This window comes from Streptomyces sp. NPDC001604, assembly GCF_042893475.1.
Taxonomy (GTDB): domain Bacteria; phylum Actinomycetota; class Actinomycetes; order Streptomycetales; family Streptomycetaceae; genus Streptomyces.
In genome coordinates, this window is sequence record NZ_JBIAUY010000002.1 from 812,849 (window position 1) to 836,459 (window position 23,611).

Annotated in this window: 19 protein-coding genes and 1 pseudogene; 12 read left to right on the forward strand and 8 right to left on the reverse strand. The window is 72.0% G+C overall.

Annotation, left to right across the window (positions count from 1 at the left end):
• Positions 1 to 20: 20 nt before the first annotated feature.
• Positions 21 to 797, forward strand: a complete 777-nt coding sequence (locus ACFY1E_RS09080; protein ID WP_389073154.1) for an Fpg/Nei family DNA glycosylase — start codon at positions 21 to 23, stop codon at positions 795 to 797.
• A gap of 293 nt (positions 798 to 1,090) precedes the next feature.
• Positions 1,091 to 2,620: a cytochrome bc complex cytochrome b subunit gene (locus ACFY1E_RS09085; protein WP_389073156.1), complete on the forward strand. Its 1,530-nt coding sequence runs from the start codon at positions 1,091 to 1,093 to the stop codon at positions 2,618 to 2,620.
• Here the strand turns inward: ACFY1E_RS09085 and ACFY1E_RS09090 are convergent.
• Both ACFY1E_RS09090 and ctaD read right to left on the reverse strand, forming a co-directional pair.
• A complete protein-coding gene (locus tag ACFY1E_RS09090; protein WP_389073158.1) occupies positions 2,538 to 2,942 on the reverse strand; it encodes a cytochrome c oxidase subunit 4 in 405 nt (134 codons plus the stop codon). The two genes, ACFY1E_RS09085 and ACFY1E_RS09090, sit on opposite strands and share 83 nt — an antisense overlap.
• Entirely contained in the window at positions 2,939 to 4,618 is a 1,680-nt protein-coding gene (gene ctaD, locus ACFY1E_RS09095; protein ID WP_389073161.1) for a cytochrome c oxidase subunit I, read from the reverse strand. The genes ACFY1E_RS09090 and ctaD overlap by 4 nt, the downstream gene beginning before the upstream one ends.
• A 200-nt stretch (positions 4,619 to 4,818) precedes the next feature.
• Here ctaD and ACFY1E_RS09100 point away from each other — a divergent pair, with 200 nt between their 5' ends.
• The gene (locus tag ACFY1E_RS09100; protein WP_389073162.1) at positions 4,819 to 5,010 is read left to right on the forward strand and encodes a hypothetical protein; all 192 of its coding nucleotides are present in this window, start codon (positions 4,819 to 4,821) and stop codon (positions 5,008 to 5,010) included.
• A 57-nt stretch (positions 5,011 to 5,067) separates the two neighbouring features.
• On the opposite strand, the pseudogene ACFY1E_RS09105 reads toward ACFY1E_RS09100, so the two are convergent.
• The 4 genes and pseudogenes from ACFY1E_RS09105 to ACFY1E_RS09120 all read right to left on the reverse strand — a co-directional run.
• Positions 5,068 to 5,523, reverse strand: a pseudogene (locus ACFY1E_RS09105) (Ppx/GppA family phosphatase); the annotation flags it as partial.
• Positions 5,477 to 6,532: an iron-containing redox enzyme family protein gene (locus ACFY1E_RS09110; protein WP_389073165.1), complete on the reverse strand. Its 1,056-nt coding sequence runs from the start codon at positions 6,530 to 6,532 to the stop codon at positions 5,477 to 5,479. The pseudogene ACFY1E_RS09105 and the gene ACFY1E_RS09110, both read right to left, overlap by 47 nt.
• On the reverse strand, positions 6,529 to 6,750 hold the full coding sequence (locus ACFY1E_RS09115) for a CDGSH iron-sulfur domain-containing protein (RefSeq protein ID WP_344403346.1): 222 nt from the start codon (positions 6,748 to 6,750) through the stop codon (positions 6,529 to 6,531). Before ACFY1E_RS09115 ends, ACFY1E_RS09110 begins: the two co-directional genes overlap by 4 nt.
• The gene (locus tag ACFY1E_RS09120) at positions 6,734 to 7,423 is read right to left on the reverse strand and encodes a HemK2/MTQ2 family protein methyltransferase (RefSeq protein WP_389073168.1); all 690 of its coding nucleotides are present in this window, start codon (positions 7,421 to 7,423) and stop codon (positions 6,734 to 6,736) included. Before ACFY1E_RS09120 ends, ACFY1E_RS09115 begins: the two co-directional genes overlap by 17 nt.
• A 226-nt stretch (positions 7,424 to 7,649) precedes the next feature.
• Here ACFY1E_RS09120 and ACFY1E_RS09125 point away from each other — a divergent pair, with 226 nt between their 5' ends.
• Together ACFY1E_RS09125 and ACFY1E_RS09130 are read left to right on the forward strand one after the other, a co-directional pair.
• Positions 7,650 to 10,856, forward strand: coding sequence for a bifunctional cytochrome P450/NADPH--P450 reductase (locus ACFY1E_RS09125; RefSeq protein ID WP_389073170.1), 3,207 nt, complete (start codon positions 7,650 to 7,652; stop codon positions 10,854 to 10,856).
• Positions 10,857 to 11,051: 195 nt separating this feature from the next.
• Positions 11,052 to 12,251 (forward strand): MFS transporter, encoded by a 1,200-nt coding sequence (locus ACFY1E_RS09130; protein ID WP_389073172.1) that lies wholly within the window; start codon positions 11,052 to 11,054, stop codon positions 12,249 to 12,251.
• A 90-nt stretch (positions 12,252 to 12,341) separates the two neighbouring features.
• On the opposite strand, the gene ACFY1E_RS09135 is transcribed toward ACFY1E_RS09130, so the two are convergent.
• Complete coding sequence (locus ACFY1E_RS09135; protein WP_389073174.1) at positions 12,342 to 12,965, reverse strand: TetR/AcrR family transcriptional regulator; 624 nt, start codon at positions 12,963 to 12,965, stop codon at positions 12,342 to 12,344.
• Between the two features lie 172 nt (positions 12,966 to 13,137).
• Between ACFY1E_RS09135 and ACFY1E_RS09140 the strand changes: the two genes are divergently transcribed.
• The 3 genes from ACFY1E_RS09140 (at position 13,138) to ACFY1E_RS09150 (ending at position 14,989) form a co-directional block, all read left to right on the forward strand.
• Positions 13,138 to 13,551: a hypothetical protein gene (locus ACFY1E_RS09140; protein ID WP_389073176.1), complete on the forward strand. Its 414-nt coding sequence runs from the start codon at positions 13,138 to 13,140 to the stop codon at positions 13,549 to 13,551.
• 59 nt (positions 13,552 to 13,610) lie between these two features.
• Positions 13,611 to 14,261 (forward strand): hypothetical protein, encoded by a 651-nt coding sequence (locus ACFY1E_RS09145; RefSeq protein WP_389073178.1) that lies wholly within the window; start codon positions 13,611 to 13,613, stop codon positions 14,259 to 14,261.
• Positions 14,262 to 14,353: 92 nt separating this feature from the next.
• Entirely contained in the window at positions 14,354 to 14,989 is a 636-nt protein-coding gene (locus ACFY1E_RS09150) for a hypothetical protein (protein ID WP_389073180.1), read from the forward strand.
• On the opposite strand, the gene ACFY1E_RS09155 is transcribed toward ACFY1E_RS09150, so the two are convergent.
• Entirely contained in the window at positions 14,967 to 18,707 is a 3,741-nt protein-coding gene (locus ACFY1E_RS09155; RefSeq protein WP_389073182.1) for a hypothetical protein, read from the reverse strand. The two genes, ACFY1E_RS09150 and ACFY1E_RS09155, sit on opposite strands and share 23 nt — an antisense overlap.
• Before the next feature lie 299 nt (positions 18,708 to 19,006).
• Between ACFY1E_RS09155 and ACFY1E_RS09160 the strand changes: the two genes are divergently transcribed.
• From ACFY1E_RS09160 to ACFY1E_RS09175, 4 genes are all read left to right on the forward strand, one after another.
• Positions 19,007 to 19,168, forward strand: a complete 162-nt coding sequence (locus ACFY1E_RS09160; RefSeq protein WP_389073184.1) for a hypothetical protein — start codon at positions 19,007 to 19,009, stop codon at positions 19,166 to 19,168.
• Positions 19,169 to 19,314: 146 nt separating this feature from the next.
• Complete coding sequence (locus tag ACFY1E_RS09165) at positions 19,315 to 19,845, forward strand: SigE family RNA polymerase sigma factor (RefSeq protein WP_389073186.1); 531 nt, start codon at positions 19,315 to 19,317, stop codon at positions 19,843 to 19,845.
• A complete protein-coding gene (locus ACFY1E_RS09170; RefSeq protein ID WP_389073188.1) occupies positions 19,842 to 20,627 on the forward strand; it encodes a hypothetical protein in 786 nt (261 codons plus the stop codon). Before ACFY1E_RS09165 ends, ACFY1E_RS09170 begins: the two co-directional genes overlap by 4 nt.
• Positions 20,628 to 20,892: 265 nt before the next feature.
• Positions 20,893 to 23,388, forward strand: a complete 2,496-nt coding sequence (locus ACFY1E_RS09175; RefSeq protein WP_389073190.1) for a non-reducing end alpha-L-arabinofuranosidase family hydrolase — start codon at positions 20,893 to 20,895, stop codon at positions 23,386 to 23,388.
• Positions 23,389 to 23,611: the final 223 nt, after the last annotated feature.

A 23,611-nucleotide genomic window follows, 5' to 3' on the forward strand; every position in this document is an offset into this window, starting at 1 on the left:
CCGGAGCGAGGTGAGCCGTCATGCCCGAGCTGCCGGACGTCGAGGGGTTCCGGCACGTCTTCGTGGACTGCGCGAAGGGGCGGGTGATCCGGCACGTCGACGTCCGTGACGCGGGCGTGCTGCACGGGGTGGGCGAGCGGCGGCTGCGGGAGGCGCTGGAGGGCCGGCGCTTCACCGGGGCGGAGCGCCACGGAAAGTGGCTGCTCGCCCGCACCGGCGGCCCCACCGTCGCGCTCCACTTCGGCATGACCGGCCTGCTGGTCTGCGCCCGCCCCGACGAGGAGGCCGCGCCCCACGACCGCGTCCTGTTCACCGTGGGCGCCGACCGCCAGCTCCGCTACCGCGACCAGCGCAAGCTCCAGGGCCTGTGGCTGGCCGAGGACGAATCCGCCGTCGAACGGCTGCTGGCCCGCCAGGGCCCGGACGCGCTGGCCATGGAACGCGAGCCGTTCGAGGCCGCGCTCCGCGCCCGCCGCGGCACGATCAAGACGGTCCTCACCGATCAGTCCGTCGTCGCGGGCCTGGGCAACCTGCTGGCCGACGAGATCCTCTGGCGGGCGAGAGTGCGTCCCGGCGCCCACGCGAACGACCTCACCGAGGACGACCGCCGCCGCCTCTACACGCAGATGCGCAGCACCCTGCGCTCAGCGGTCCCCACCGGCCGCGTCCCGCCCCGCGACTCCTGGCTCACCGGCCACCGCGACACCCCGTCCCCGCACTGCCCCCGCTGCGGCGAGCCGCTGCGCCGCTCCCGTCTGGGAGGCCGTACGACGGTGTGGTGCGCGAAGTGTCAGTAGATCGTGCAGCGCTGCTGCTGGCTCTCCCCCGACCTGCGGGTCCTCGCCCGTAACCCGGACACGTACGCCTGTCTGAGCCTGCCGGTGCCGCCCGAGCATGCTCGCCCGCGCGCTGGGGGCGTGAGCTCAGCCGATCGGGTGCGACACCTCCGGCGCACGAGTGTTTCGTGACCGAGGGGTACTCGCCGCTTGCGCTCCGGGCAAGAGATGCCGGGAGCAGGCGGTGTCGAAGGGAGAGCGGCCGTGAGGTGGGTGCCGTACGAGGAAGCCGTCGGCCGTGCCATGGGCCCGTCGTGACCGCGTCAGGACCGGCCCGCCCGTCCCACCCCGGGGAGCGGCTGGCGGACGCGGTGGACGCCCGGCTGCCCGTGTACGACGGGGGCGGCAAGCTGTTGCGCAAGGCGTTCCCCGACCACTGGTCGTTCCTGCTCGGCGAGTTGGCGCTCTACAGCCTGCTCGTCCTGGTGCTGACCGGCGTGTGGCTGACCCTCTTCTTCAAGCCGGAGATGCGGGAGGTCGTCTACGACGGGCCGTACACCCCGCTGCGGGGCGTGCGCATGTCGCAGGCCTTCGACTCCACGCTGCACATCAGCTTCGACGTGCGGGGCGGGCTGCTGATCCGTCAGCTGCACCACTGGGCCGCCCTGGTGTTCGTCTCCGCGATCGGCCTCCATCTGCTGCGGATCTTCTTCACCGGGGCCTTCCGCAGGCCGCGGGAGCTGAACTGGGTCATCGGCGTCACCCTGTTCATGCTGGCCCTGGCCGAGGGCTTCGCCGGCTACTCGCTGCCGGACGACCTGCTCTCGGGCACCGGACTGCGCATCGCCGAGGGGATCATGCTCTCCATCCCGGTGGTGGGGACGTACATCGCGTTCTTCGTCTTCGGAGCCCAGTACCCGGGCCACGACGTCATTCCGCGGCTGTACAGCCTGCACGTCCTGCTGCTGCCGGGAGCGCTGATCGCCCTGGTCACCCTGCATCTGATCCTCGTCTTCCACCTCAAGCACACCCAGTGGCGCGGCCCGGGCCGCACCAACGCGAACTCCGTCGGAAGGCCCCTCTACCCAAGCTTCACCGCCTCCTCCGCCGGCCTGTCCCTGACGGTGTTCGGGGTGCTGGCCGTCCTCTCCGGCGTCGCGCAGATCAACCCGGTCTGGGTGTACGGCCCCTACCAGCCGGACCAGGTGTCCACCGGGTCCCAGCCCGACTGGTACGTCGGCTTCCTGGAGGGCGCGCTGCGGCTCGTACCGCCGTGGGAGACGACCCTCGCCGGGCACACGCTGATGTGGAACGTCCTGCTGCCGGCGGTCGTCCTGCCCGCACTGCTCTTCGTGCTCCTGTACGCCTACCCCTTCGTGGAGCAGCGGCTGACCGGCGAGTGGCTCACCGAACAGCACCTGTGCGACCGGCCCCGCGAACGACCCGTCCGCACCGGCCTCGGCGTCGCGGGCATCACCTTCTACGGCGTCCTGCTGCTGGCCGGCGGCAACGACGTGCTGGCGGCGACCTTCCGCATCTCGGTCAACGCCCTCACCTGGATCCTGCGCATCGCTCTGATCGTGGGCCCGGTGCTCGCCTTCGTGGTCACCCGCGCGCTGTGCCACGCCCTCCTGGAGGCGGAACGCGAACGTCTCGCCGAGGGCGAGGAGACCGGCGAGGTGCGGCAGAGCGTGGCTGGGGGCTACGAGAGCGGCCACCGCCCCGTCACCGACTTCCGGCCCGGCGCCCCGCGCGTCCCGCTCAGTCCTGTGGACCGGCACCCCGGTCCACGTACTGGAACACCAGGCCGAGAACACCCCGGCCCAGCACGCCGAAGCCGATGAGGAACAGCCACAGGCCGTAGACCACGCCGGTCGCCGTCACCGCGAAACCGAACGCGGTGACGATCGGCCAGGGGCTGTGCGGCGGGAAGAACTCCAGCGGCCCGGCGGCGTCGGCCACCTCGGCGTCCCCGCGGTCCTGGGGGCGGCGGCCGTGCCGGGCGTACTGCACGGCGCAGAAGAACGACACCAGCCCGGCCATCGCGAACGCCACGACGAGCGCCGCGGTGCCGGCCGGGTCCCAGTGGGACCACACGCCGTAGAGCGCCGCCGAGCCGCAGAAGAAGGCGGCCACGACACCGAAGAGCACGGCCTCCACCTTCACCGCAGTCCCTCCTGCCTCGTCTGCTGGACGACATCGGGGTGGTGCAGGTCGAAGGCCGGGGACTCCGAGCGCACCCGGGGCAGCGCCGTGAAGTTGTGCCGGGGCGGCGGACAGGAGGTGGCCCACTCCAGGCCGCGCCCGTAGCCCCAGGGGTCGTCCTCCTCGACGGTCCGCCCGTGCCGGGAGGTGTGCCACACGTTGTAGAGGAACGGCAGCGTGGACACACCGAGCAGGAACGCGCCCGTCGACGACAGGGTGTTGAGCAGGGTGAACCCGTCGGAGGGCAGATAGTCGGCGTACCGGCGCGGCATGCCCGACTCGCCCAGCCAGTGCTGCACGAGGAACGTCAGCTGGAACGCCGGGAACAGCAGCCAGAAGTGCACCTTGCCCAGGCGCTCGTCGAGCATCTTCCCGGTCATCTTCGGCCACCAGAAGTAGAAGCCCGCGAACATCGCGAAGACCACAGTGCCGAAGAGCACGTAGTGCAGATGGGCCACCACGAAGTACGAGTCGGTGACGTGGAAGTCGAGCGGCGGCGAGGCCAGCAGCACCCCGCTGAGCCCGCCCAGAAGGAACGACACCAGGAATCCGAGCGACCACAGCATCGGCGTCTCGAAGGACACCGAGCCGTGCACCATCGTCCCGATCCAGGCGAAGAACTTGATGCCCGTGGGCACCGCGATCAGGAACGACATGATGGAGAAGAACGGCAGCAGCACGGCGCCGGTGGCGAACATGTGGTGCGCCCACACCACCGCCGACAACATGGTGATGGTGGTCGTCGCCCCGATCATCGGCAGATAGCCGAAGAGCGGCTTGCGCGAGAACACCGGGATGATCTCCGAGATGATCCCGAAGAAGGGCAGCGCGACGATGTAGACCTCGGGATGCCCGAAGAACCAGAACAGGTGCTGCCACAGCAGGGCGCCGCCGTTGGTGGCGTCGAAGACGTGCGAGCCGAACTTCCGGTCGCACTCCAGGGCCAGCAGCGCGGCCGTGAGCACCGGGAACGCGGGCAGCACCAGGATCGACGTGAACAGCACGTTCCAGGTGAACATCGGCATCCGGAACATCGTCATGCCGGGGGCGCGCAGACACAGGATCGTGGTGATGAAGTTGACCGCGCCCAGCGTGGTCGACACCCCGGTGACCACCAGTCCCATGGCCCACAGGTCGCCGCCCGCGCCGGGCGAGAAGTACGAGCTGTTGAGCGGCGCGTACGCGAACCAGCCGAAGGCGGCGGCGCCGCCCGGCACCACGAACCCCGACACCACCATCAGACCGCCGAACAGATACATCCAGTACGACAGCGCGTTGAGCCGGGGGAACGCCACGTCGGGGGCGCCGATCTGCAAGGGCATCACGGCGTTCGCGAACCCGGCGAACATCGGGGTGGCGAACAGCAGCATCATGATCGTGCCGTGAATGGTGAACAGCTGGTTGTAGGTGTGCTCGTTCATGAACTGCAGCCCAGGGCGGGCCAGTTCGGCACGCATGCCGAGCGCGAGCAGGCCGGCGAGGAGGAAGAAGCAGAACGAGGTCACCATGTACAGCCGGCCGATCACCTTGTGGTCGGTCGTCGAGGCCCAGGCGAGCAGCGTTCGCCCCAGCGGGACGGCGGCGCCGCGAGACGCACGCCCCGCGCCTTCCTCGAGGCGTTGCGACGCTTCGGTCATTGTTCTCCTCAGCCGTGCCGAGAGCGAGAAGCGCCTCGCGAGTGCCCGCCCCGACCGGCGGGAAACCAGCGACTCCTCTGCGTGCCGACGCTACCCACGCCCCGGGCGGCGCGAGGGCTGCCACGCCCGCCGTGCTTCGCATGGGCCTCACGGGGAACTCGCCGGGTCCAACCGATTCCGACTCGGGCAGGTGTCCGAGCATGTCCAACCCACAGCAACCGGAGCAGCGCCGCAGCGCCAAGGGCGCTGCCACACCGCAGCGCAGCGGCGAGCTGAAGGCACGGCAGGACCAGTCGAAGGGCGGCGGTCACGCCCACGGCACGGACAAGGGCAAGAAGGGCGGCGGCAAGGGCGGGGGAGTGCCTCCGGACCAGCAGTCCGACCACCCGTGACCACTTCGTGTCAAGGCGCTTCCTGTCAGGGCGCTTCGTATCGGGCGCTTCGTATCAGGACACTGAATCCGGCACCCGGCCCTGGCCGGAGGCGACCTCCAGGGAGCCGCCGCCGATGTCGAAGAGGGCCAGCGGGCCCGAGCGCCGGCCCATCCAGCGCCGGGCACCCAGGAACGTCAGCCGGGCCTCCACCTCACCCGGCAGCACCCGCAGGCTCAGCCCGGTCCGCTCGTGCACCGCCCGCAGGACGACCGCCCGGTCCGGCGCGTCCCGCACCACGGAGGTGGCGAACACCAGGGGCTCCTGCGCGTCCCACTCGACGGCCGTCTCCGCCGCCGCGGCCAAGGCCGTGAGCAGCCGCTCGGTGCCGGCCTCTCCGAGGCGTCCGTCGTCCCTGCTCGGACAGGCGCAGCTTCCACTTCGCGGTGTGCACCGGAAGCGGGACACCCGCCTCCGGTCGCTCACCTCAAGCCGGACCGTGTTCGAACCGACGTCCAGCACGCTCAGTCTCAGGGACCCGGGGTACCCCGCCCGGGTGACGCCAGTCCGCCAGCAGTCTGGCCGCCAGGGTGTCCTCCAGACGACCGGTCGTACGGATGCCGAAGACCACGTCGGCCTCCAGTTCCGGATCGCTCTCCAGGAGGCCGCCGACGACGTCGTGCCGTACGACCTGTTCGTGCACGGCGTCCGCCTCGACGTGCTCGGTGTAGAACCGCACGGCCGCCGGCCCGGCGCCGGCCCGGCGCATCGCTTCGGCGAGGCGGCGGGAGGCCGGGGACGAGGTCACCTCGACGGCGGCGAAGTGCCCGACGAGCGCTCCGCGCAGCGCCCGGTGCAGACCGAACAGGGACATCAGGTTGACGGTGGCGAGCGCCTCGGCGGGGGCGGTGTCGACGTAGTGCCCGTACGCCGTCTCCAGCCCCAGGTCCGCCATCAGGTCGGCGTACAGCTGGGCATGGATCTCCTCCGCGCGGCCCGCGCCGAACTCGTCGAACTCGACCGCGACCATCGCCGCCTTGGCCCGGCCGTGCAGCCGGGGGATGACCCAGGCGTGCGGATCCGCCTCCTTGAGGTGGTAGAGCGAGCGCAGGGCCGCATACTCCCGCAGATGGCCGAGATCGCCCTCGTCGCGCAGGAAGTGCGAGAGGCTGCCGTCGGCGTCCACCGGCTCGACCTGCAGTTCGTCCAGCGCCTGCCGGGCCGTGTCGGTGCCGTCGACCGGCACGTCCGCGCGCAGGGCGCCCAGGAAGCGGTCCTCGACCGCGGCGCGGCAGGCCAGCAGCCCGCTGTCCCACTCGAGCCCGTCGGGCACGTCCTGGAAGCCCTCGTAGTGCAGCTCGTAGAGGACGTAGAGGGCCAGCTGCAGGTCCTCGCCGTACGGCGCGCAGTCCGCCGGAGCGGGAATGCTCTCGGGGGCCGAACCCCGCAGCAGGGCCAGCACGGCGGCGGAGAGCGGGCCACGGGGTTCGGGCAGGGGCGGTGGCCGGTGCCGCGACTGCTCCCGGGGGTGGGTGGCGCTCATTCGGGCCCGCCTTCGCAGGGGCGCCTGCCGCGGCGGCGATGGCTGGTGTCGCACCAGGGGAAGGTACGGCTGCGGCGGCAGGTGCAGACGGCCACGGTGAAGCGCCGGGAGACCGTCACCTCGCCGTTCTCGTCCACCACTTCGACCGGTCCCTCGATGAGCAGGGGCCCGTCGCGCTGCACGCGAACCCGGCGGGGCCGGTCAGATGTGTTCGGCACGGATCACCACTAGCTCCTCCGTCGTACTGTCGGCCGTCAGCCCTTGCTCGCGCAGCCAGCCGAGCCGTGAACGCAGCATGCGGCCGAACGGGAGCCGGGTCCGTTCCACGACCTCGGCCCGCAGACCGGCGCCCGCGAGACGGCCCAGCGTGGTGTCGATGCCGCACAGATGCGAGTGCACGAGCAGCAGTGCGCCCGTCGGCCGCAGGAACGTCGACGCGCTGTCGCAGATGCGGTCGATCAGCTGCCGGCCGTCCGGACCGGCGTCCCAGGCCCGGGCGGCACCCACGGGCGGCGTCTCGTCCCGGGCGGGCACATAGGGCGGGTTGGCGACCACGAGGTCGAAGCGGCGGCCGGGTACGGCCGAGGCGAGATCGCCGTGGCGCACCCGCAGGGTCTGGCCGTTCAGCAGGGCGTTGACCCAGGTGGCCGCGACCGCCCGCCAGGAGATGTCGACCGCGGTGACCCGGCCGCCGAGCCGCGCCGCCTCCACCGCGAGCACTCCGCTCCCGGTGCCGAGGTCCAGCACGTCCGTACGTTCCGTGATCGCCTCGCGGTAGAGCGCCCGCCGCAGCAGCCGGGTGTCGGTCTGCGGGGCGTAGACGCCCCGCGGGACCCAGCAGCGGGGCGGGGCGGCCACGACCGGGCGGCCGGTGGTCAGAGGTGTCTCCATCAGGCCGGGCCTTCCGCCTAGGACGAGTGCCACCGGGACGGACCGGCGGCGTCCCACGGGTACCCCCTGGCGGCCGAGGTAACGACTGCCTCCCGACGCACCGGCCGTCCCGACGGTTCTGTCGAGCGACCGTGTCATGCAACACAATCGATCGACATTGTCGAGTGACAATGTCGCCTGTATGTTGATCGCAAGCGACAGCCGGTGCGGCACGAAAGGCAGACCCATGACCAAGACGCCCCTGCGTGGAACCGAGCCGATCCCCCAGCGTCCGGCCCTCCCGCTGGTCGGCCACGCCTTCAGCGTCCCCAGCGGTGCCGACGGCCTGCTCCATGTGATGAAGGAGGCCAAGGAGCTGGGGCCGCTCTTCCGGCTCCGGATCTTCGGCAACGACATCAACTTCGTCTCCGGCCTGGACCTCGTCACCGAACTCGCCGACGAGACCCGCTTCCGCAAGAACGTCCACCCGGACCTCGTCGTCCTCCGGGCGATCGGCGGAGACGGGCTGTTCACGGCCTTCAACGACGAGCCCAACTGGCGCAAGGCGCACGACATCCTCATGCCGGCCTTCTCGCTCGGCGCGATGCGCGGCTACCACGCGACGATGCTCAAGGTCGCCCGGGAGCTGCTGGGGAAGTGGGACCGGGCGGCGGGCACCGAGCCGGTGGACGTCGCCGCCGACATGACACGCCTCACGTTCGACACGATCGGCCTGTGCGGCTTCGGCTACGACTTCGAGTCGTTCGCCCGCGAAGAGGCGCACCCCTTCGTCACCTCGCTGTCACGGGCGCTCGGCTTCGCCCAGGACAAGGGGGAGTCGATCCCCGGCATGGACATCTTCAAGTGGAGGCGGGCCGAGCAGTTCCGCGGCGACGTCACCCTGATGCAGGACCTGGTCGACGACGTGATCCGGCAGCGCAGGGCATCCGGCGACCGGAGCACCGACGACCTGCTCGGGCGGATGCTGCACACCCGTGACGCCGTGACGGGCGAACCGCTCGACGACGTGAACATCCGTCACCAGGCGATCACGTTCCTCATCGCCGGGCACGAGACCACCAGCGGGGCGCTGTCCTTCGCGCTGTACTACCTGACCAAGCACCCCGAGGTGCTGGCCCGTGCCCAGGCGGAGGTCGACGCGCTGTGGGGCGACACGGACGCGCCCGAACCGGACTACGCGGACATCGGGAAGCTGACGTACATCCGTCAGGTGCTCAATGAAGGCCTGCGGCTGTGGCCCACGGCGCCCGTCTACGCGGTGGAGCCGTTGGAGGACACGGTCATCGGCGGGAAGTACTCCGTGCGCAAGGGCGAGTCGCTGCTGGTGCTCATTCCGCAGCTGCACCGGGACCCGGCCTGGGGCGACAACGTGGAGCTGTTCGATCCCGACCGGTTCCTTCCCGAGCGCGAGGACGCACGCCCCGTCCACCTGTTCAAGCCGTTCGGCAACGGCGAACGCGCCTGCATCGGCCGCCAGTTCGCGCTGCACGAGGCGACCCTGGTCCTCGCGCTCCTGGTGCACCGCTACCGCCTGATCGACCACACCGACTACCAGCTGAAGATCAAGCAGTCCCTCACCCTCAAGCCCGACGAGTTCACCCTCGGCCTGGCCCGGCGCACCGCCGCGGAGCGGCGCCGTCCCGCCGCCGTGACCGGCCTGCCCGCCCCGGAGCAGCCCGCGGCCCGCCGCGCCACCGGCACCGCACTGACCCTGCTGCACGGCTCCAACCTGGGGACCTGCGCGGGCATCGCCCGTGATCTGGCCGAGGACGGCGGCGAACGGGGATTCACCGCGACGGTCTCACCGCTCGACGAAGCGGTGGGCAAGCTGACGCCCGGCGCGGGACCCGTGGTGATCGTGGCCGCCTCCTACAACGGCAGGCCGACCGACGACGCCGCCAAGTTCGTCGCCTGGCTGGAGGGACTCGAGCCAGGCTCGCTCGACGGAGTCCAGTACGCCCTGCTCGGCGTCGGAGACCGCAACTGGGCCGCCACCTACCAGCGCGTCCCCACACTCATCGACGAACGGCTCACCGCCGCAGGAGCCACAAGCCTTCTGGAGCGCGGTGCCGCCGACGCCTCCGGTGACTTCGGCGGCACCGTCGACCGGTGGACGGGCGACCTGTGGACCGCCCTGCTCGACCGCTACGGAGCCGAAGGGCAGACGGCCGCGGGGGAGACGGCGGCCGACCAGGACGGGGGTCTGTACGAGCTGCAGGACGCGACCGACTCGGTCATCGGCGGGCTCGCGGCACGCCACGGCGTCCAGCCGATGGAGGTGCTGGAGGCGTACGAACTGGTCGACACGGACCATCCGCTCGGCCGCTCCAAGCGGTTCCTGCGGCTGCGGCTGCCCGACGGCGTCACCTACCGCACCGGGGACCACCTGGCCGTACTCCCGCGCAATCCCGACGCCCTGGTCCAGCGGGTCGCCGACCGGTTCGGCCTGGACCTGGACCGCACCGTCCGGCTGCGCGCCCGCCGTCGCAGCCGGGGCGCGCTGCCCGTCGACCGCCCGCTGACCCTGCGCCGGCTGCTGAGCGACTTCGTGGAACTGCAGGACGCGGCGACCCGGGAGCAGGTCGCGGTGCTCGCCGAGCACACGGCCTGCCCACCGGAGAAGCGCCCCCTGGCGGAACTGGCGGTGGCGGAACCCGAGGCCTTCCGTGAGCAGGTGACGGTCGCCGGGCGGAGCGTCCTGGACCTCCTGGAGCGCTACCGCGCCTGCGAGCTGCCCTTCGAACGCTTCCTGGAACTGCTGCCGGTCCTGCGCCCGCGCCACTACTCGATCTCCTCCTCCGCGCCGGCGGCTCCGGGCGAGGCGGACCTGATGATCTCGCTGCTGGCGGCGCCCCACCGCGGTGGCGAAGGAACCTTCCGGGGCATCGCCTCGCACTACGTCCAGACCCTCCGGGCCGGGGACACCGTCCAGGCCAGGGTGCTTCCGTGCAGCGAGTCCTTCCGCCTGCCGCAGGACCCGTCCATACCCGTGATCCTGGTCAGCGCCGGCACCGGCCTCGCTCCCTTCCGTGGAGCCGTCCTCGACCGCAGGCACTCGGGGGCGACCGGGACGCTGCTGTGCTACTTCGGCTGCGACCACCCCGACGTCGACTACCTCCACCGCGAGGAGTTCGCGGCGGCCGAGGCGGCGGGAGCCGTCAGCATGCGGCCCACCTTCTCCTACGCCCCCGAGGACGGCGCCCGCTTCGTGCAGGACCGCATCGCGAAGGAGAGCGACGAGGTCTGGGCCGCGCTGGAGGCCGGCGGACGCGTCTACGTCTGCGGCGACGGCCGCCGCATGGCTCCCGCCGTGCGCGAGGCGTTCATGGCCGTCTACCGGAAGTACACGGGCGCGGACGACGAGGAGGCCACCGCCTGGCTCGCCGCCCTGATCGAGTCCGGCACCTACGTCGAGGACGTCTGGGCCGGCTGAACACGCCGGATCACCTCCACGGGCACGGGCGTCCGCAGCGCCCGTGCCCGCCCCGTTCCGAAGGCCACCTGCTCTCCCCCACGTGAGGTTCCCCATGCCTGTCGCACGCTCGGCGGTCCGCCGAGGACCCACGCTCTTCCCGTACCCGTACCCGTACCCGTATTCGTCTTCGTCTTCGTCGCAACGGAGCGGCCGGTGAAGGCGCGCGGCGGCACCGTGCTCACCTTCGGTGTCGCGGTGGCGCTCATCGCCGGAGTGACGCTCGGCAACGGCGGCGCGAATGTGATGCCCGTCTTCGTCGACGACTTCGCCTCGCGCTTCGCCCTGTCCAACTCCGGTGCCGGACTCGTCGCCGCGACCCAGCTGCTGGCGACCGCCGTCGTGACCCTGCTGCTGGCCCGGCGGGCCGCGCGGCCGGGCCGTGTGCGGCTGACACGTCTCGGCCTCGCCTGCGCGGGAGTCGGCTTCCTGGCCGCGACGGCAGCGCCGGACGCGGTGACCCTGATCCTGGCGAACCTGGTCCTGGGAGCAGGACTCGGTGCGGTCTACGCCGCTGCCACAGCGGCGCTCGCCGCCACCGACGACGCTGACAAGGCCTCCGCGGTCACCATCTCGGGGACGGTCGGGGTGACGGCGCTGCTGATCATGGCGGTTCCGGCAGCCAACCATGATCTGGGCGAGGGCACCGGGTTCGTCCTCATGGCGTTGTGCTGCCTGGCCGCCTGGCCTCTCGTGCGCCGGCTTCCGGACGGCCCGCCGGCCTCCGGCGGCGCCTTCGACGGCCCGGCGGGCAAAGGCGCCGCGGCCCGCCCTTCGGTGATCCTGCTGGCCGGAACCGCGCTCCTGTGGGCGGTCACCCAGGGGGCCTGGTCCTACGCCTCGGTGCTGGGCCGCCGGCACACCGCCATGTCGGACTCGCTCGTGTCCGCGGTCCTCGCGGTCTCCAGCGTCGTGGCACTCGCCGGCGCGGTCGTCGGCCCCGCGGCCGCACGCCGCTTCGGGCGCATGCGGTCGATGGCCGCGTTCGTCACCGCACAGGCCCTGGCGATGGCCGTCCTGATCTCCACCCACGACACCGTGCTCTTCATCGCCGCAGCCGTGATCTGGCAGGGCTGCCAACTGGCTGTTCTGGTGCAGATGCTGGCTGCCGCCGCGCTGATCGACCCGACCGGGCGCCTGGTCGCATCCCTCAGCGGTGCCGGTGCGCTGGGCACCGGCGTGGGACCACTGGCCGTCGGTGCCGTCCTGGACGCGGCGGGGGCCGGCGTCCTCAGCATCACTCTGGCCCTCGGAACCTTCCTCGCCTCGCTGCCGCTGCTCAGGATGACGGTGGCAGGCGCGGGTGCCCCCGCCGAGCGGCACCCGGCTCCGGCGCCCGCTGCCGAGGCGGGCTGAGAGCATCCGGCACTACGGCCGGGTTCCGGCCGGCGGCTCATGCCGCCGGGCGGAACCCGGCCGTTGGGCGTGCGGGTGGCGTCGGCCCGTTCAGCCCGCAGGCACGGGCACGAGGTCCAGTCGGCCGCCCGCCAGGGCCACGACCGCGGAGACCAGCGCCTGGAGCGCGGTGTGTTCGGCCGCCTCGTCGGGCAGTGACAGGTGCTGCATGGTCAGCCCGTCGAAACCCGCGAGGAAGAACCGCGCGATCGTCTCGGCCGGCTGACCGAGCCGGTGGCCGGTGCGCTCGGCCGCCTCGTTCAGCAGCTTCGTGGTCACGTCCACGATCCCGCCGTAGTGGCTGCGCAGGGCCTCGCTCAGCGAAGGGGTGCGCAGCGCGAACATGGACAGCTCCGTGAGCAGCTGGTAGCTGGTGGGCTGCTCATCGACGGTGCGCCACAGGGCTGCGGCGAAAGCCGCGACCGTCGCCTCGAAACCGGCGTCCTCGGGTGCCGCCCGCTCGACCTGCGCGACCAGGTCCTCGGTGAGCTGCTCCATGACGGCGCGGTAGAGGTCCTCCTTCGTGCCGAACGTGTAGTGCACGGTGGCCTGTGCGACGCCCAGCTCGGCGGCGATGGCGCGGGTGCTTCCGGCGGCCACGCCCTCCCTGGTCATGAGGTCGATGGCCGCTTTGATCAGTTGGGGGCGGCGTTCGGCCGCGGAGACGTGAGCCATGCTCCCATTGTATCGACTTAGTTGGTCGGTCAAGTCACTCGATCAAGTCGGTGGGCCGCACGCGATCGAGCCGCTCGGAGTTGATTACCCGCCGGATCGGACTGCCTGATCAACCCCCCTCCCCCGAGATTCGGACGTGCCCGAACCCAACCGGACAGAAGGGAGCGGGGCCGTGTCCCGTTCACTCCGTAAGAGAATCGTCGGCGCCCTGGCCGTGGTCGCCCTCGCGGGTGGGTCGCTGACCCTGGCCGCCGGTGAGGCCAGTGCCGTCCCCGTCCCCAACCCGCCCTGCCACTCCCCTGTCTTCACCGCCTGCGTCGCGATCTCCAACCACAGCGTGGACGCGTCCAGCTGGCGCATCAGTGTCACCGAGCCCAACGGCCACCGGTGGAACCGGTGCCTCCAGGGCGGCCGGGAGCACACGACGAGCCACTGGACGCAGGTGTGGTTCTCCAACAGCGACCAGGTCTCGCTGACGGCCTACCGCGGCGGGAGCTGCGAGGGCTGGAGCCAGAACGACGACTGGTGGGGCGACTGGCGCTCGACCCCGGACCAGTACCACCTGATCGTCGTCAACAGGCACTGACCGCCGCTCACCGCTCGCACCACCCAGACCCCCCTCATTCCCCGCAAGGAGCCACCCAAGTGCGCCCCCACGCTCTGACGACCCCCGAAGCAGCGCCCACAGCGACCAAGAAGAGCAAGCACCGCCGCTGGCTGGCGCCGGTGCTGAGCCTCGGTCTCGCCCCGCTCCTCCTGCTGGCCTCGCCCGGCTCCGCCTCGGCGGACACCTGGTGCTGGAAGCCGGACGGCTACGACATCCGCAAGGGCGACACCACCTGGGCCAAGGCCACGAGCCAGGCCGGCAACACCTGGCAGGACTGGGTGTGGCGCGGCCCCACCTTCCGCTGCCCCCCGAACGCACCCAGCTGCTCCTACGCCTGGCAGGAGTCGAAGACGACCGGCTGGCAGTGGTCGGTCGGCGTCAGCGTCAGCAACCCCGTCCCCTGGCTCAACCAGGTGCTCGCCGGCATCACCCCCTCCTACGGCCGCAACGGTTCCACCACGACCTCGTTCACCTTCACCACGAACCTGAAGCCGGGGCAGTACGCCCAGCCGATCCAGGTGGTGGAGCGTCGCTGGACGCAGGGCACCTTCGTCGGCGCCTTCCGCACCGACCACTCCGGCTGCGAACACGGCAGCGAGCGGTACTGGTGGGACGGCAACTACCAGTGGGGCCACTGGCAGGCCAACCTCCGGGTCAACGACTACGGCTCCTACAACATCTGGAACTGACCGCCCCAGGCCGGCCCGGCCCCGGTGTTCTGCACCTCACCGGGGCCGGGCCCTCTCTCTCCCGACCTCAGACCCCGCGAGGAACCCCAGCCATGCACCCGCGCCGTCTCCGCCGCCTGTCCCGCACCGCCCTTCCCGCAGCCGCCGCCGTCCTGTGCGGGCTGCTCACCTCCTGCTCCACGGGCAGCGCGTCCCCGGTCGCGGCCAGTGCTCCCCCCAGCCGTGCCGCTCAGGGGACCAGCAGCTCGCCCGCCCCCACGGTCGACTCCTCGCCGAAGACCCTGCCGCCCTCGCGGCTGTGCCGTGTCCTGGACGAGTCCGCCGCCCGGCTGGTGCTCACCGCCCCGAAGCAAGCCCCGCGCGTCGCCCCCAACAAGGGCACGGCCCCGGACTCGTGCAGCTACGCCTCCGGTGACGGGACGGCCATGCTGACCCTCAACCCGTCCGCACGCTCCTACGAGGCCGAGGTCTCCGCCTCCCACAACCTGGTCCGCGACCCTGCCTCGGCGGGCATGCGCGATGTGAAGGCCACCGAGGTCACCGGGCTGGGACAGGGGGCCTTCCGCGAGACGGCGCAGGTGCTGCAGCCGCCGCAGAACGTCGCCTACGTGGTGTGGCGCGCGGGTTCCAGGACCTGGGTGCTCACCCTCGCGGAGACGGCCGGGGCGACGGACGCCGACCGCCTCGTGTCGCTGGCCCGGCAGATCACCCCCCGGCTCCCGCACTGACCCCGCACACCCGCCGGTACGGCGCGTCCGGCACGTACGTCCGCCACTGCTCCCGGGTCAGACCGTTGCCGCCCGTCCGGGCGCAGACCCGCGCCAGCGCCCGTCCGGGATCGACGGCGTAGCGCTGGAGCGGGACGTGCGCACTCGCCGCGTACAGGGTCCTGCCGTCGGGCGAGAAGGCCAGGGACTGGATGCCGTCGCCGGGCGTGGTCAGCGGAGTGCCGAGGGGCTGGCGGGTCGCCACGTCCCACAGCTGTACGCTGCCGGCGTCGCCGCCCACCGCCAGCGTCCGGCCGTCCGGGCTGACGGCCAGCGCGTTCACCGCCTCCGGGCGGTCACCGAGTGGCTCCGGGAAGACGTTGCGCAGCACACCGGCACGCCGGCTCGCCGTCCTGTCCCACAGGGCGACCCGGCCCATCTGGTCGCCGACCGCGAGCAACGAGCCGTCGGCCGAGAACCCCACCGCGCCCACCTGCTCACCCTGCACCAGGTCACGGCCGGTGACCTTGGCCGACGGCAGCCCGGCGATGCGTCCGTCACCGACCAGCAGCCCGCCGTCGGGGCGGACGGCCAGGTGGACACTGGCCAGATTCCGCAGCACCGCCGTCCTGCGGTGGGCCGCGGTCTCCCACACCTCGCCGTACAGGTCGCCGCCGGGCCGAAGAGAGGAGCGGGCGGTGTACAAGGTGCGCCCACCGCGTCCGAGAGCGGTCTTCACCACCGGGTCGCCGGGCAGGACCATGGTGGAACGGACACGGTGACGGGCGATGTCCCACACCGTGAAGGACTGTGCGACGACGTCCTGGCCGGTCGCCGAGACACCGTACGCGAGCGCCGTGCCGTCCGGGCTGAACGTCAGCAGAGGGAGGGGGTCGACGGGGATCACCGGGTCGGGATCGCGGGCGACGGGCACGTTCACCGGGGGCAGCGTGCTCAGCAGACGGCCGTCGGCGGTGGCGCGGAGCCGGAAGAGGTAGCGGCCGCCGGACCGCTCGGCCGTGGCGTACGTACGGCCGTCCGGGCTGGAACCGACGGCGTCCAGCGGGGCGGCGCGCCAGGCCGGGGTGGTCGCCGGGCCGAGGTCGAGGGTGTGGACGGTGCTGCCCTCGAGGTAGCGCAGGGTGCGGCCGTCCGGGGCCCAGGCCAGGTCGCCGTAAGGGCGCTGGTTGTTCAGGGAGTGCCGGAAGACCGGCACGTCGGGGGTCGCCGGCCGCCAGACCCGGATCTCCTCGTGGTCGGCCGTCGCCAGGAAGGCACCGTCCGGGCTGAAGGAGGCGTGGTTCACGCCGTCGTCGGCGAGGTCGGCGATCCGCTTGCCGGTCCCGGTGTCCCAGACCCGCAGCTCGTTGCCGGTGGCGGCGGCCAGCCGTTCTCTCCCGAGCACGAGGAGCGTCGTGTTCGAGTCCGGGTCGCAGAGGCGGTCCCTGCGCCAGTCGCCGGGCAGTGCTCGGCGACCGGGGATGTCCCACAGCTGCGGGGCCTGCCCGCCGGAGCAGACGGCCGCGCGCCGTCCGTCGCCGCTGAGCGCAGTGACCGTCATACCCGGTGCCGGGGCCTCGAACAGCACGCGGCCGTCGGCGACCGAGCGCAGCCGCATCCGGTCGCCCTCGGTGCTCAGGAAGGTGCGGTCGTCGTCGGTGAAGTGGACGTCGGTGTCCGGCGGCAGCGGGTCACCGCCGCCGGTCCAGTGCCCGGTGGTGGTGTCCCACAGCCGTATCCCGTCATGGCCGTCGATCACGAGCACCCGCACGTCCGGGCTCGCCCCGAGGACCATGCCGCCCGGCAGCCGGCCCGAGCCGGTCCGCCGGCCCGTTCGCACGTCCCAGGTGCGCCAGGTGCGGTCGTCGGGGCTCAGCAGCGTGCGGCCGGAGGCGGAGAGGGAACGCCAGGCGGAATCGCCCGGCACCGGGTCGGTGAAGGTGGCCGTCTCCTGCTGGGCGAGGGAGCCGAGCAGGGCGCGGCGGGTCTCCGGCAGCTCGGCGACGCGCCAGGCGGCCGCGCCCAGCAGCAGCGCGGTGTGCGGGTCGGTGGTGCGCAGCGCGTCCGCCACATCGGCGACCTGGCGGGCCGCTTCCTGCGTGCGCCGGCGCTGGTTGTCGTCGTAGGCCTGCCAGACGGCGAGGGCCGTCAGCAGCGCCACCGCGAGGACGGCGGACAGCGACCCGGTCAGGATGCGGTGCCTGCGGCCGATCCGGGCCGCGGCCCGGTGCTCCGCGGCCCGGGCGTCCAGCGCGGCGGACAGGAAGTCCCGCTCCGGCACCGTCAGCGCGAGGTCGGCGGCGGGGTCCGGGAACAGCTCCTCGGCGCGGGCCAGCCGGTTGCCCCGGTACAGGTCGCCGGGGTCGCGGTCGTGCTCCAGCCAGGCCCGGGCCGCGTCGGAGAGCATCCGGTGGTGGCGCAGCCGCTCCCGGTCCTCCTCGATCCAGCCGTGCAGCCGGGGCCAGCAGGTGATCAGGGACTCGTGGGCGAGCTGGACGCCGTCCTCGTCGGCGGTCAGCAGCCGGGCCCGGGTCAGCCGCTCCACCACCACCCGCACATCGGCATCCGCCCACTCGTCCAGCTCGGCCCGGGTGAGCGGGCGTCGGGTGTCGGGGGTGCCCTGACCCGGCTCGACCATCCGCAGCAGCACCCGCCGGGCGGCACCCGCCTGGGCAGGGGACAGCCCGCCGTACACCTCCTCCGCGGTCGCCGCGATCGCGCCGCGCACTCCGCCGGCGGCCTCGTACCCGGCCAGGGTGAGCAGCCGGCCCCTGCGGCGGCGCCAGGTCTCCAGCAGGGCGTGCGAGAGCATCGGCAGCCCCCCGGGCTCGCCCTGCACCTCGTCCACCAGGCGGGCGGTCAGCGTCCGCTCCACCCGGCATCCGGCCGCCTGCGCCGGTCCGACCACCGCCTCCCGCAGCTCCTCGGCCGTCATCGGGCCGAGCAGCAGCCCGGCGCCGCGCAGCGCGTCGGCGAGGCCGCGGTGCTCGGCGCAGCGGGCGTAGAAGTCGGCGCGCACGGCGACCAGCACGCGCAGTCTGCTGTCCGGGGCGCGGGCGGCAAGCAGCAGGTCGACAAAGCGGGAACGTTCCTGCGGATCGCGGCAGAGGGTGAAGGCCTCCTCGAACTGGTCCACCACCACCCAGCTCTCCGGCTCGCCCTCGGCCGGGCTCAGCAGATGGCCGTACGTCGTGACCGGCGTGGCCCCGGGGGTGAGGATCCGCAGGGCGGCCGGGCAACCGCGCGCCGCGATCTCCTCCTGCAGCCGCGGGACCAGCCCGGCCCGCAGCAGCGACGACTTCCCGCTCCCCGAGGGGCCGAACAGCACCGCGAACCGGTGCTCGCACACCAGGTGCCCGACCTCGTCGACCATCCGGTCGCGTCCGAAGAACACATGCCGGTCGTCCGGCTCGAACCGGGCGAGACCGCGATACGGCGAAGGGGCGTCCTCGATGTCCTGAGCGGGAGCCTGGTTCACCGCCGCCTCGGCGGCCTTCCAGCGCGGCTCCCACTCGGCGGGATCGCCCCCGCAGGCCCGTACATAGCCCTGGACCACGGCGAGAGACGGAAGGCGTTCACCGGCGGCGGCCAGTGACAGCGCGGTCGCCGAGAAGCCCGCCGCCTTCACCATCGTCCGGTAGGAGGGGCTGCCAGCGGCCTTCCGCAGCTCGCGCAGCTCGTGCGCGAGCCGCTGGACGGGCCCGGCCGTCGGGTCCACTGGTCTCTCGGGCCGCCCCATGAGGCGTACCTCCGTAGGTGCGGTACAGGACATCCTGACATTGACGACCCTACGGACAGTCGGATGACCTCCGGGTTTCCTGCGGGTGAGGGGCAGGTGACCGCGGTTGGACGGCCGGGGATTCACCTGGCCGGCCGTGTTGCTCGCGGCGTTCGGCGTGGGGGCGGGTGACGGGGCTTCGGCGCGGGAGGCCGCCGACGCGGGCCGGTCGCCGAGAAATGACGTCGGGGCGGCAACCTTTTCGTCTCCTGCGGCAACTGGGATCCGGAAGGGCGAACCGAACTACCGGATGGACGGGCATGAGGGCAACGAAGCACGCCGCGCCGCGACCGTGGCGCAGGCGCGGACTGGTCACGGGCATTCCCTTGGGCTTGCTGGTCGTCGGTGTGCCGGCGTGCCCGGCCCCGACCGTCCTCACCGGGGCGGTGCACCCCACCGGCGTCCAGGACGCCGGGCATTGACCAGCTCGCCGGCCGGCCTGCACCGGCTCGCAACCGAGCACGGCCGCTGTTCGAATCCTGGGCCGGGCACTGTTAGGCTGCGCCCCCCGTTGTTGTTAAACGCGCAACTAACGCGCACATCATTGCCAGGAGAGGGCGACCGGGGGATGGTCCTCGATGACGCGTCCGCGGAGTTCCACGAATTCTTCGAACGCCACTATGCCGAACTCGCCCGTCTGGCCCACCTCCTGACCGGTGAGGCCGACGCGGCGGACGACCTAGCAGCGGATGCCCTGGTCGCCCTGTGGCAGCGCTGGGACCGGTTGCGGCAGGCCGACCACCCGCTCGCCTACGCCCGCGGTGTGGTGGCCAACATGGCGCGGGGACGCATCCGCAGTGCGATGCGCGAGCGCCTGAGGATCACACTGTTCTGGTCCCGCAGCCCCGAGAAGGTGGAGGGGCCGGACACGGCGGCCGTACTGGACGTCCGCGCGGCGCTCGCCCGGCTGCCGTTCCGCAAGCGGGCCTGTGTGGTGCTGCGGCACGCCTTCGACCTGTCGGAGAAGGACACGGCGGTGGCGCTGGGCATCTCGGTCGGAACGGTGAAGAGCCAGACCTCGAAGGGAATGGCGGAGCTGCAACGGATACTTGGCGCACGAGCGGCCGGGGACTTGATGCCAGGGAGGAGGAACCGGTGAACGAGGAGATCGCCCGTCAGCTGCGCGAGGCCGCCGAGGCCCACCGGCCCGACCGCGCGCGGATGCTGGCCCGGGTGGAACGCGGCATGGCCGGCCCCACCGTCCGTCATCGCGCGCGGCCGTTCGCGAGGTCCGGTACCAGGGTCGCGCTCGCCGGGCTCGCCGCCGCCGGCATCCTGGCGACCGGCGGCCTCGCCGTCGCCGCCATCGTCACGCACTCGTCGCCGTCGGCCACCGTGACCACGCCGGCCACCCCGTCCCCGGACGCCACCTCCCGGCCACCGAGATCGGCCCGCCCCACCCCTGTCGCGCCGGCCCCGGTCACCACCCCGGTCAGCCCGCGCCCGACTCCGCCGTCCGCCGGTCCGTCACCGTCCGCCGATGAGAGCCAGAACGGGCCGCTGTGGTCGGCCGGCTCGCTGGACCCGCAGAGCACCGTCTACTGGACGCAGACCAACCTCCTCCTCAAGACGACCAAGCCGCTCACCTCGCTCACGATCGAGATGCGGATCGTGCAGACCGGCGGGGTGAAGAAGACCGGTACCTGGCAGACCCTGCCGAGCGACGACTTCACCATCACCACCCAGGAGGCCGACGGCATGCTGGTCTACCGCTGGGTCCTCAAGCCGGGCCTGACCGTGCCGGCCGGGAGCTACGAGATGGCCGCCCAGTTCAACAACGGCACCGGCGTGCGCAATGCCGCGGGCGACGCCTACCGCGTCGACGCGCAGGGTTCGGGCGGCTCCGCGTCGGTCCGCGGAAGGTTCGTGCCCACCCGGTGAACGCCGCTGTGCGGCAAGCGGGCGACGCCTCTTGCCGCACAGCTCGACGGCCGAGCAGATCCCGGTCCGCGCGCACCCGCGCGGACCGGGACGGGCTCGTTGCCCACCTGGAAGCCGATCACGGCCGGACGGGCCGCGTGGCGGGCGAGGGTGGCCTCGGCCGCGTGCCGTGAAAAATCTTCCCTCGATCGCGGCAACCTTTGCGTGCGCGGCGGCAACTGCCCGGTAACCGAGGCCGGATCAAGGCCCGTCGTGCCAGAAGGACATGCCGTTGTCAGATCAGAACCGCTCTCATCGCCGCAGACCGGCCACCCGTCGCGTGCTCGCCGCCGCCGTGGTCATCGCCGCCGCGGGTGCCGCTGTACCGCTGGTCGCTCTGGCCGCACACACGCCGAACGACCGCACGCTGGCCGCGGCGGCCGGCAGCAGCCGCTACTTCGGTACGGCAGTGTCCTCGGGCAGGCTCGGCGATTCGACGTACTCCACGATTCTCGACCGGGAATTCAACATGATCACCCCGGAGAACGAGATGAAGTGGGACGCCACCGAACCGTCCCGCGGCAACTTCAACTTCGGGCCGGCCGACTCGATCGTCGCCCACGCCTCCGCGCACGGTCAGCGGATGCGCGGCCACACCCTGGTGTGGCACTCGCAGCTGCCCGCCTGGGTCAAGTCCATCACCGACGCCAACACCCTGCGCAGTGTGATGGACAACCACATCACCACCGAGATGAGCCACTTCAAGGGCAAGATCTACGCCTGGGACGTGGTCAACGAAGCCTTCGCCGACGGCGGCAGCGGTCAGCACCGCAGCTCGGTCTTCCAGGACGTGCTGGGCAACGGCTTCATCGAGGAGGCCTTCCGCACCGCCCGGAACGCCGACCCCTCCGCCAAGCTCTGCTACAACGACTACAACATCGAGAACTGGACCGACGCCAAGACGCAGGGCGTCTACGCGATGGTCAAGGACTTCAAGTCCCGCGGTGTGCCCATCGACTGCGTCGGCTTCCAGAGCCACTTCGGCGCAGGCGGCCCACCGCCCAGCTTCCAGACCACCCTGTCCAAGTTCGCCGCGCTCGGCGTGGACGTCCAGATCACCGAACTCGACATCGCCCAGGCGTCCGCCACCGCGTACACCAACGCCGTCCAGGCGTGCATGAACGTCGCCCGCTGCACCGGCATCACGGTGTGGGGGATCAGGGACAGCGACTCGTGGCGCACCGGTGAGAACCCGCTGCTGTTCGACGCGAGCGGCAACAAGAAGCCCGCCTACGACGCGGTCCTGACCGCCCTGGGCGGCAGCGGCAGCGGCAGCGGCGGCGGCGGCGGGACCACCGCGGACGGGGGCCTCACCTCCGGCACCGTCTACACGCTCTCCAGCGCGGCCGCCGGACGCGTTCTCGACGAGCCCGCGGGATACAACGGCAACGGCACCCCGCTCCAGGTGTGGGACGCCAGCGGTGCCGCCAACCAGCAGTGGCGGGCCACCAAGAACGGCGACGGCTCCTACACGCTGACCAACGTCGCCAGCGGCCGGGTCCTGGACGAGCCGGGCAACCAGACCGGCAACGGAACGAAGACGCAGGTCTGGGACTCCAACGGCGGCGCCAACCAGCACTGGAAGGCCACCAAGAACGGCGACGGCTCCTACACCCTGACCAACGTCGCCAGCGGCCGAGCCCTGGAGACCCCCGGCGGCAGGACCGCCAACGGCACCCCCGTCCAGATCTGGGACTCCAACGGCGGCGGCGCCAACCAGCACTGGAACTTCAGGACGTCGACTTCGACTTCGACTTCGACTTCGACGCCGACGCCGACGCCGACTTCGACAACGCCCACGTCTACGAACGCCACGTGCGCTCTTCCGTCGACGTACCGGTGGAACTCGACCGGTCCGCTGGCGCAGCCGGCGAACGGGTGGGCCGCGCTGAAGGACTTCACCACCGTGACGTACAACGGCAAGCACCTGGTCTACGGGACGAACTACTCGGGATCGTCCTACGGCTCCATGGCCTTCAGCCCCTTCGCGAACTGGGCGGACATGGCCTCGGCACGCCAGACCGGCATGAGCCAGAAGGCGGTGGCGCCCACGCTGTTCTACTTCGCGCCCAAGAAGATCTGGGTGCTGGCGTCCCAGTGGGGCGCGGCGCCCTTCGTCTACCGCACGTCGAGCGACCCCACCGACCCCAACGGCTGGTCCGCGCCGCAGGCGCTGTTCACCGGCAGCATCCCGGGCTCCGGCACGGGCCCGATCGACCAGACCCTGATCGCCGACGGCCAGAACATGTACCTGTTCTTCGCCGGTGACAACGGCAAGATCTACCGGGCGAGCATGCCGATCGGGAACTTCCCGGGCAGCTTCGGCTCGTCGTACACCACGGTCATGAGCGACACGGAGAAGAACCTCTTCGAGGCGCCGCAGGTCTACAAGGTCCAGGGCCAGAACCAGTACCTCATGATCGTCGAGGCCCGGGGTGCCAATGAGCAGCGCTACTTCCGCTCGTTCACGGCCTCCAGCCTGAGCGGCTCGTGGACCCCGCAGGCCGCCACCGAGTCCAACCCCTTCGCGGGCAAGGCCAACAGCGGTGCCACCTGGACCAACGACATCAGCCACGGCGACCTGGTCCGCAACAACCCCGACCAGACCATGACCATCGACCCCTGCCACCTGCAGTTCCTCTACCAGGGCAAGTCCCCCACGGCGACCGGCCCCTACGACCAACTGCCGTACCGGCCGGGTGTCCTCACCCTGCAGCGCTGACCCGCCTCACCGCCTCAAGGAACCCCACCCGTACGTCGGGTGGGGTTCCAGTCGTCTGGGGGCTGGGGGCTGGGGGCTGGGGGCTGGGGGCTGGGGGCTGGGGGCTGGGGAAGCTGGGGACCGGGGGACCAGGCGGAGGCCCGGCGGGGCTTGTCCGGCAGATGGGTGTGCTCCTGATCCTGCGCGGCGTGGCCGGTACCGACCGGTGAAGACCGCAGGCCCG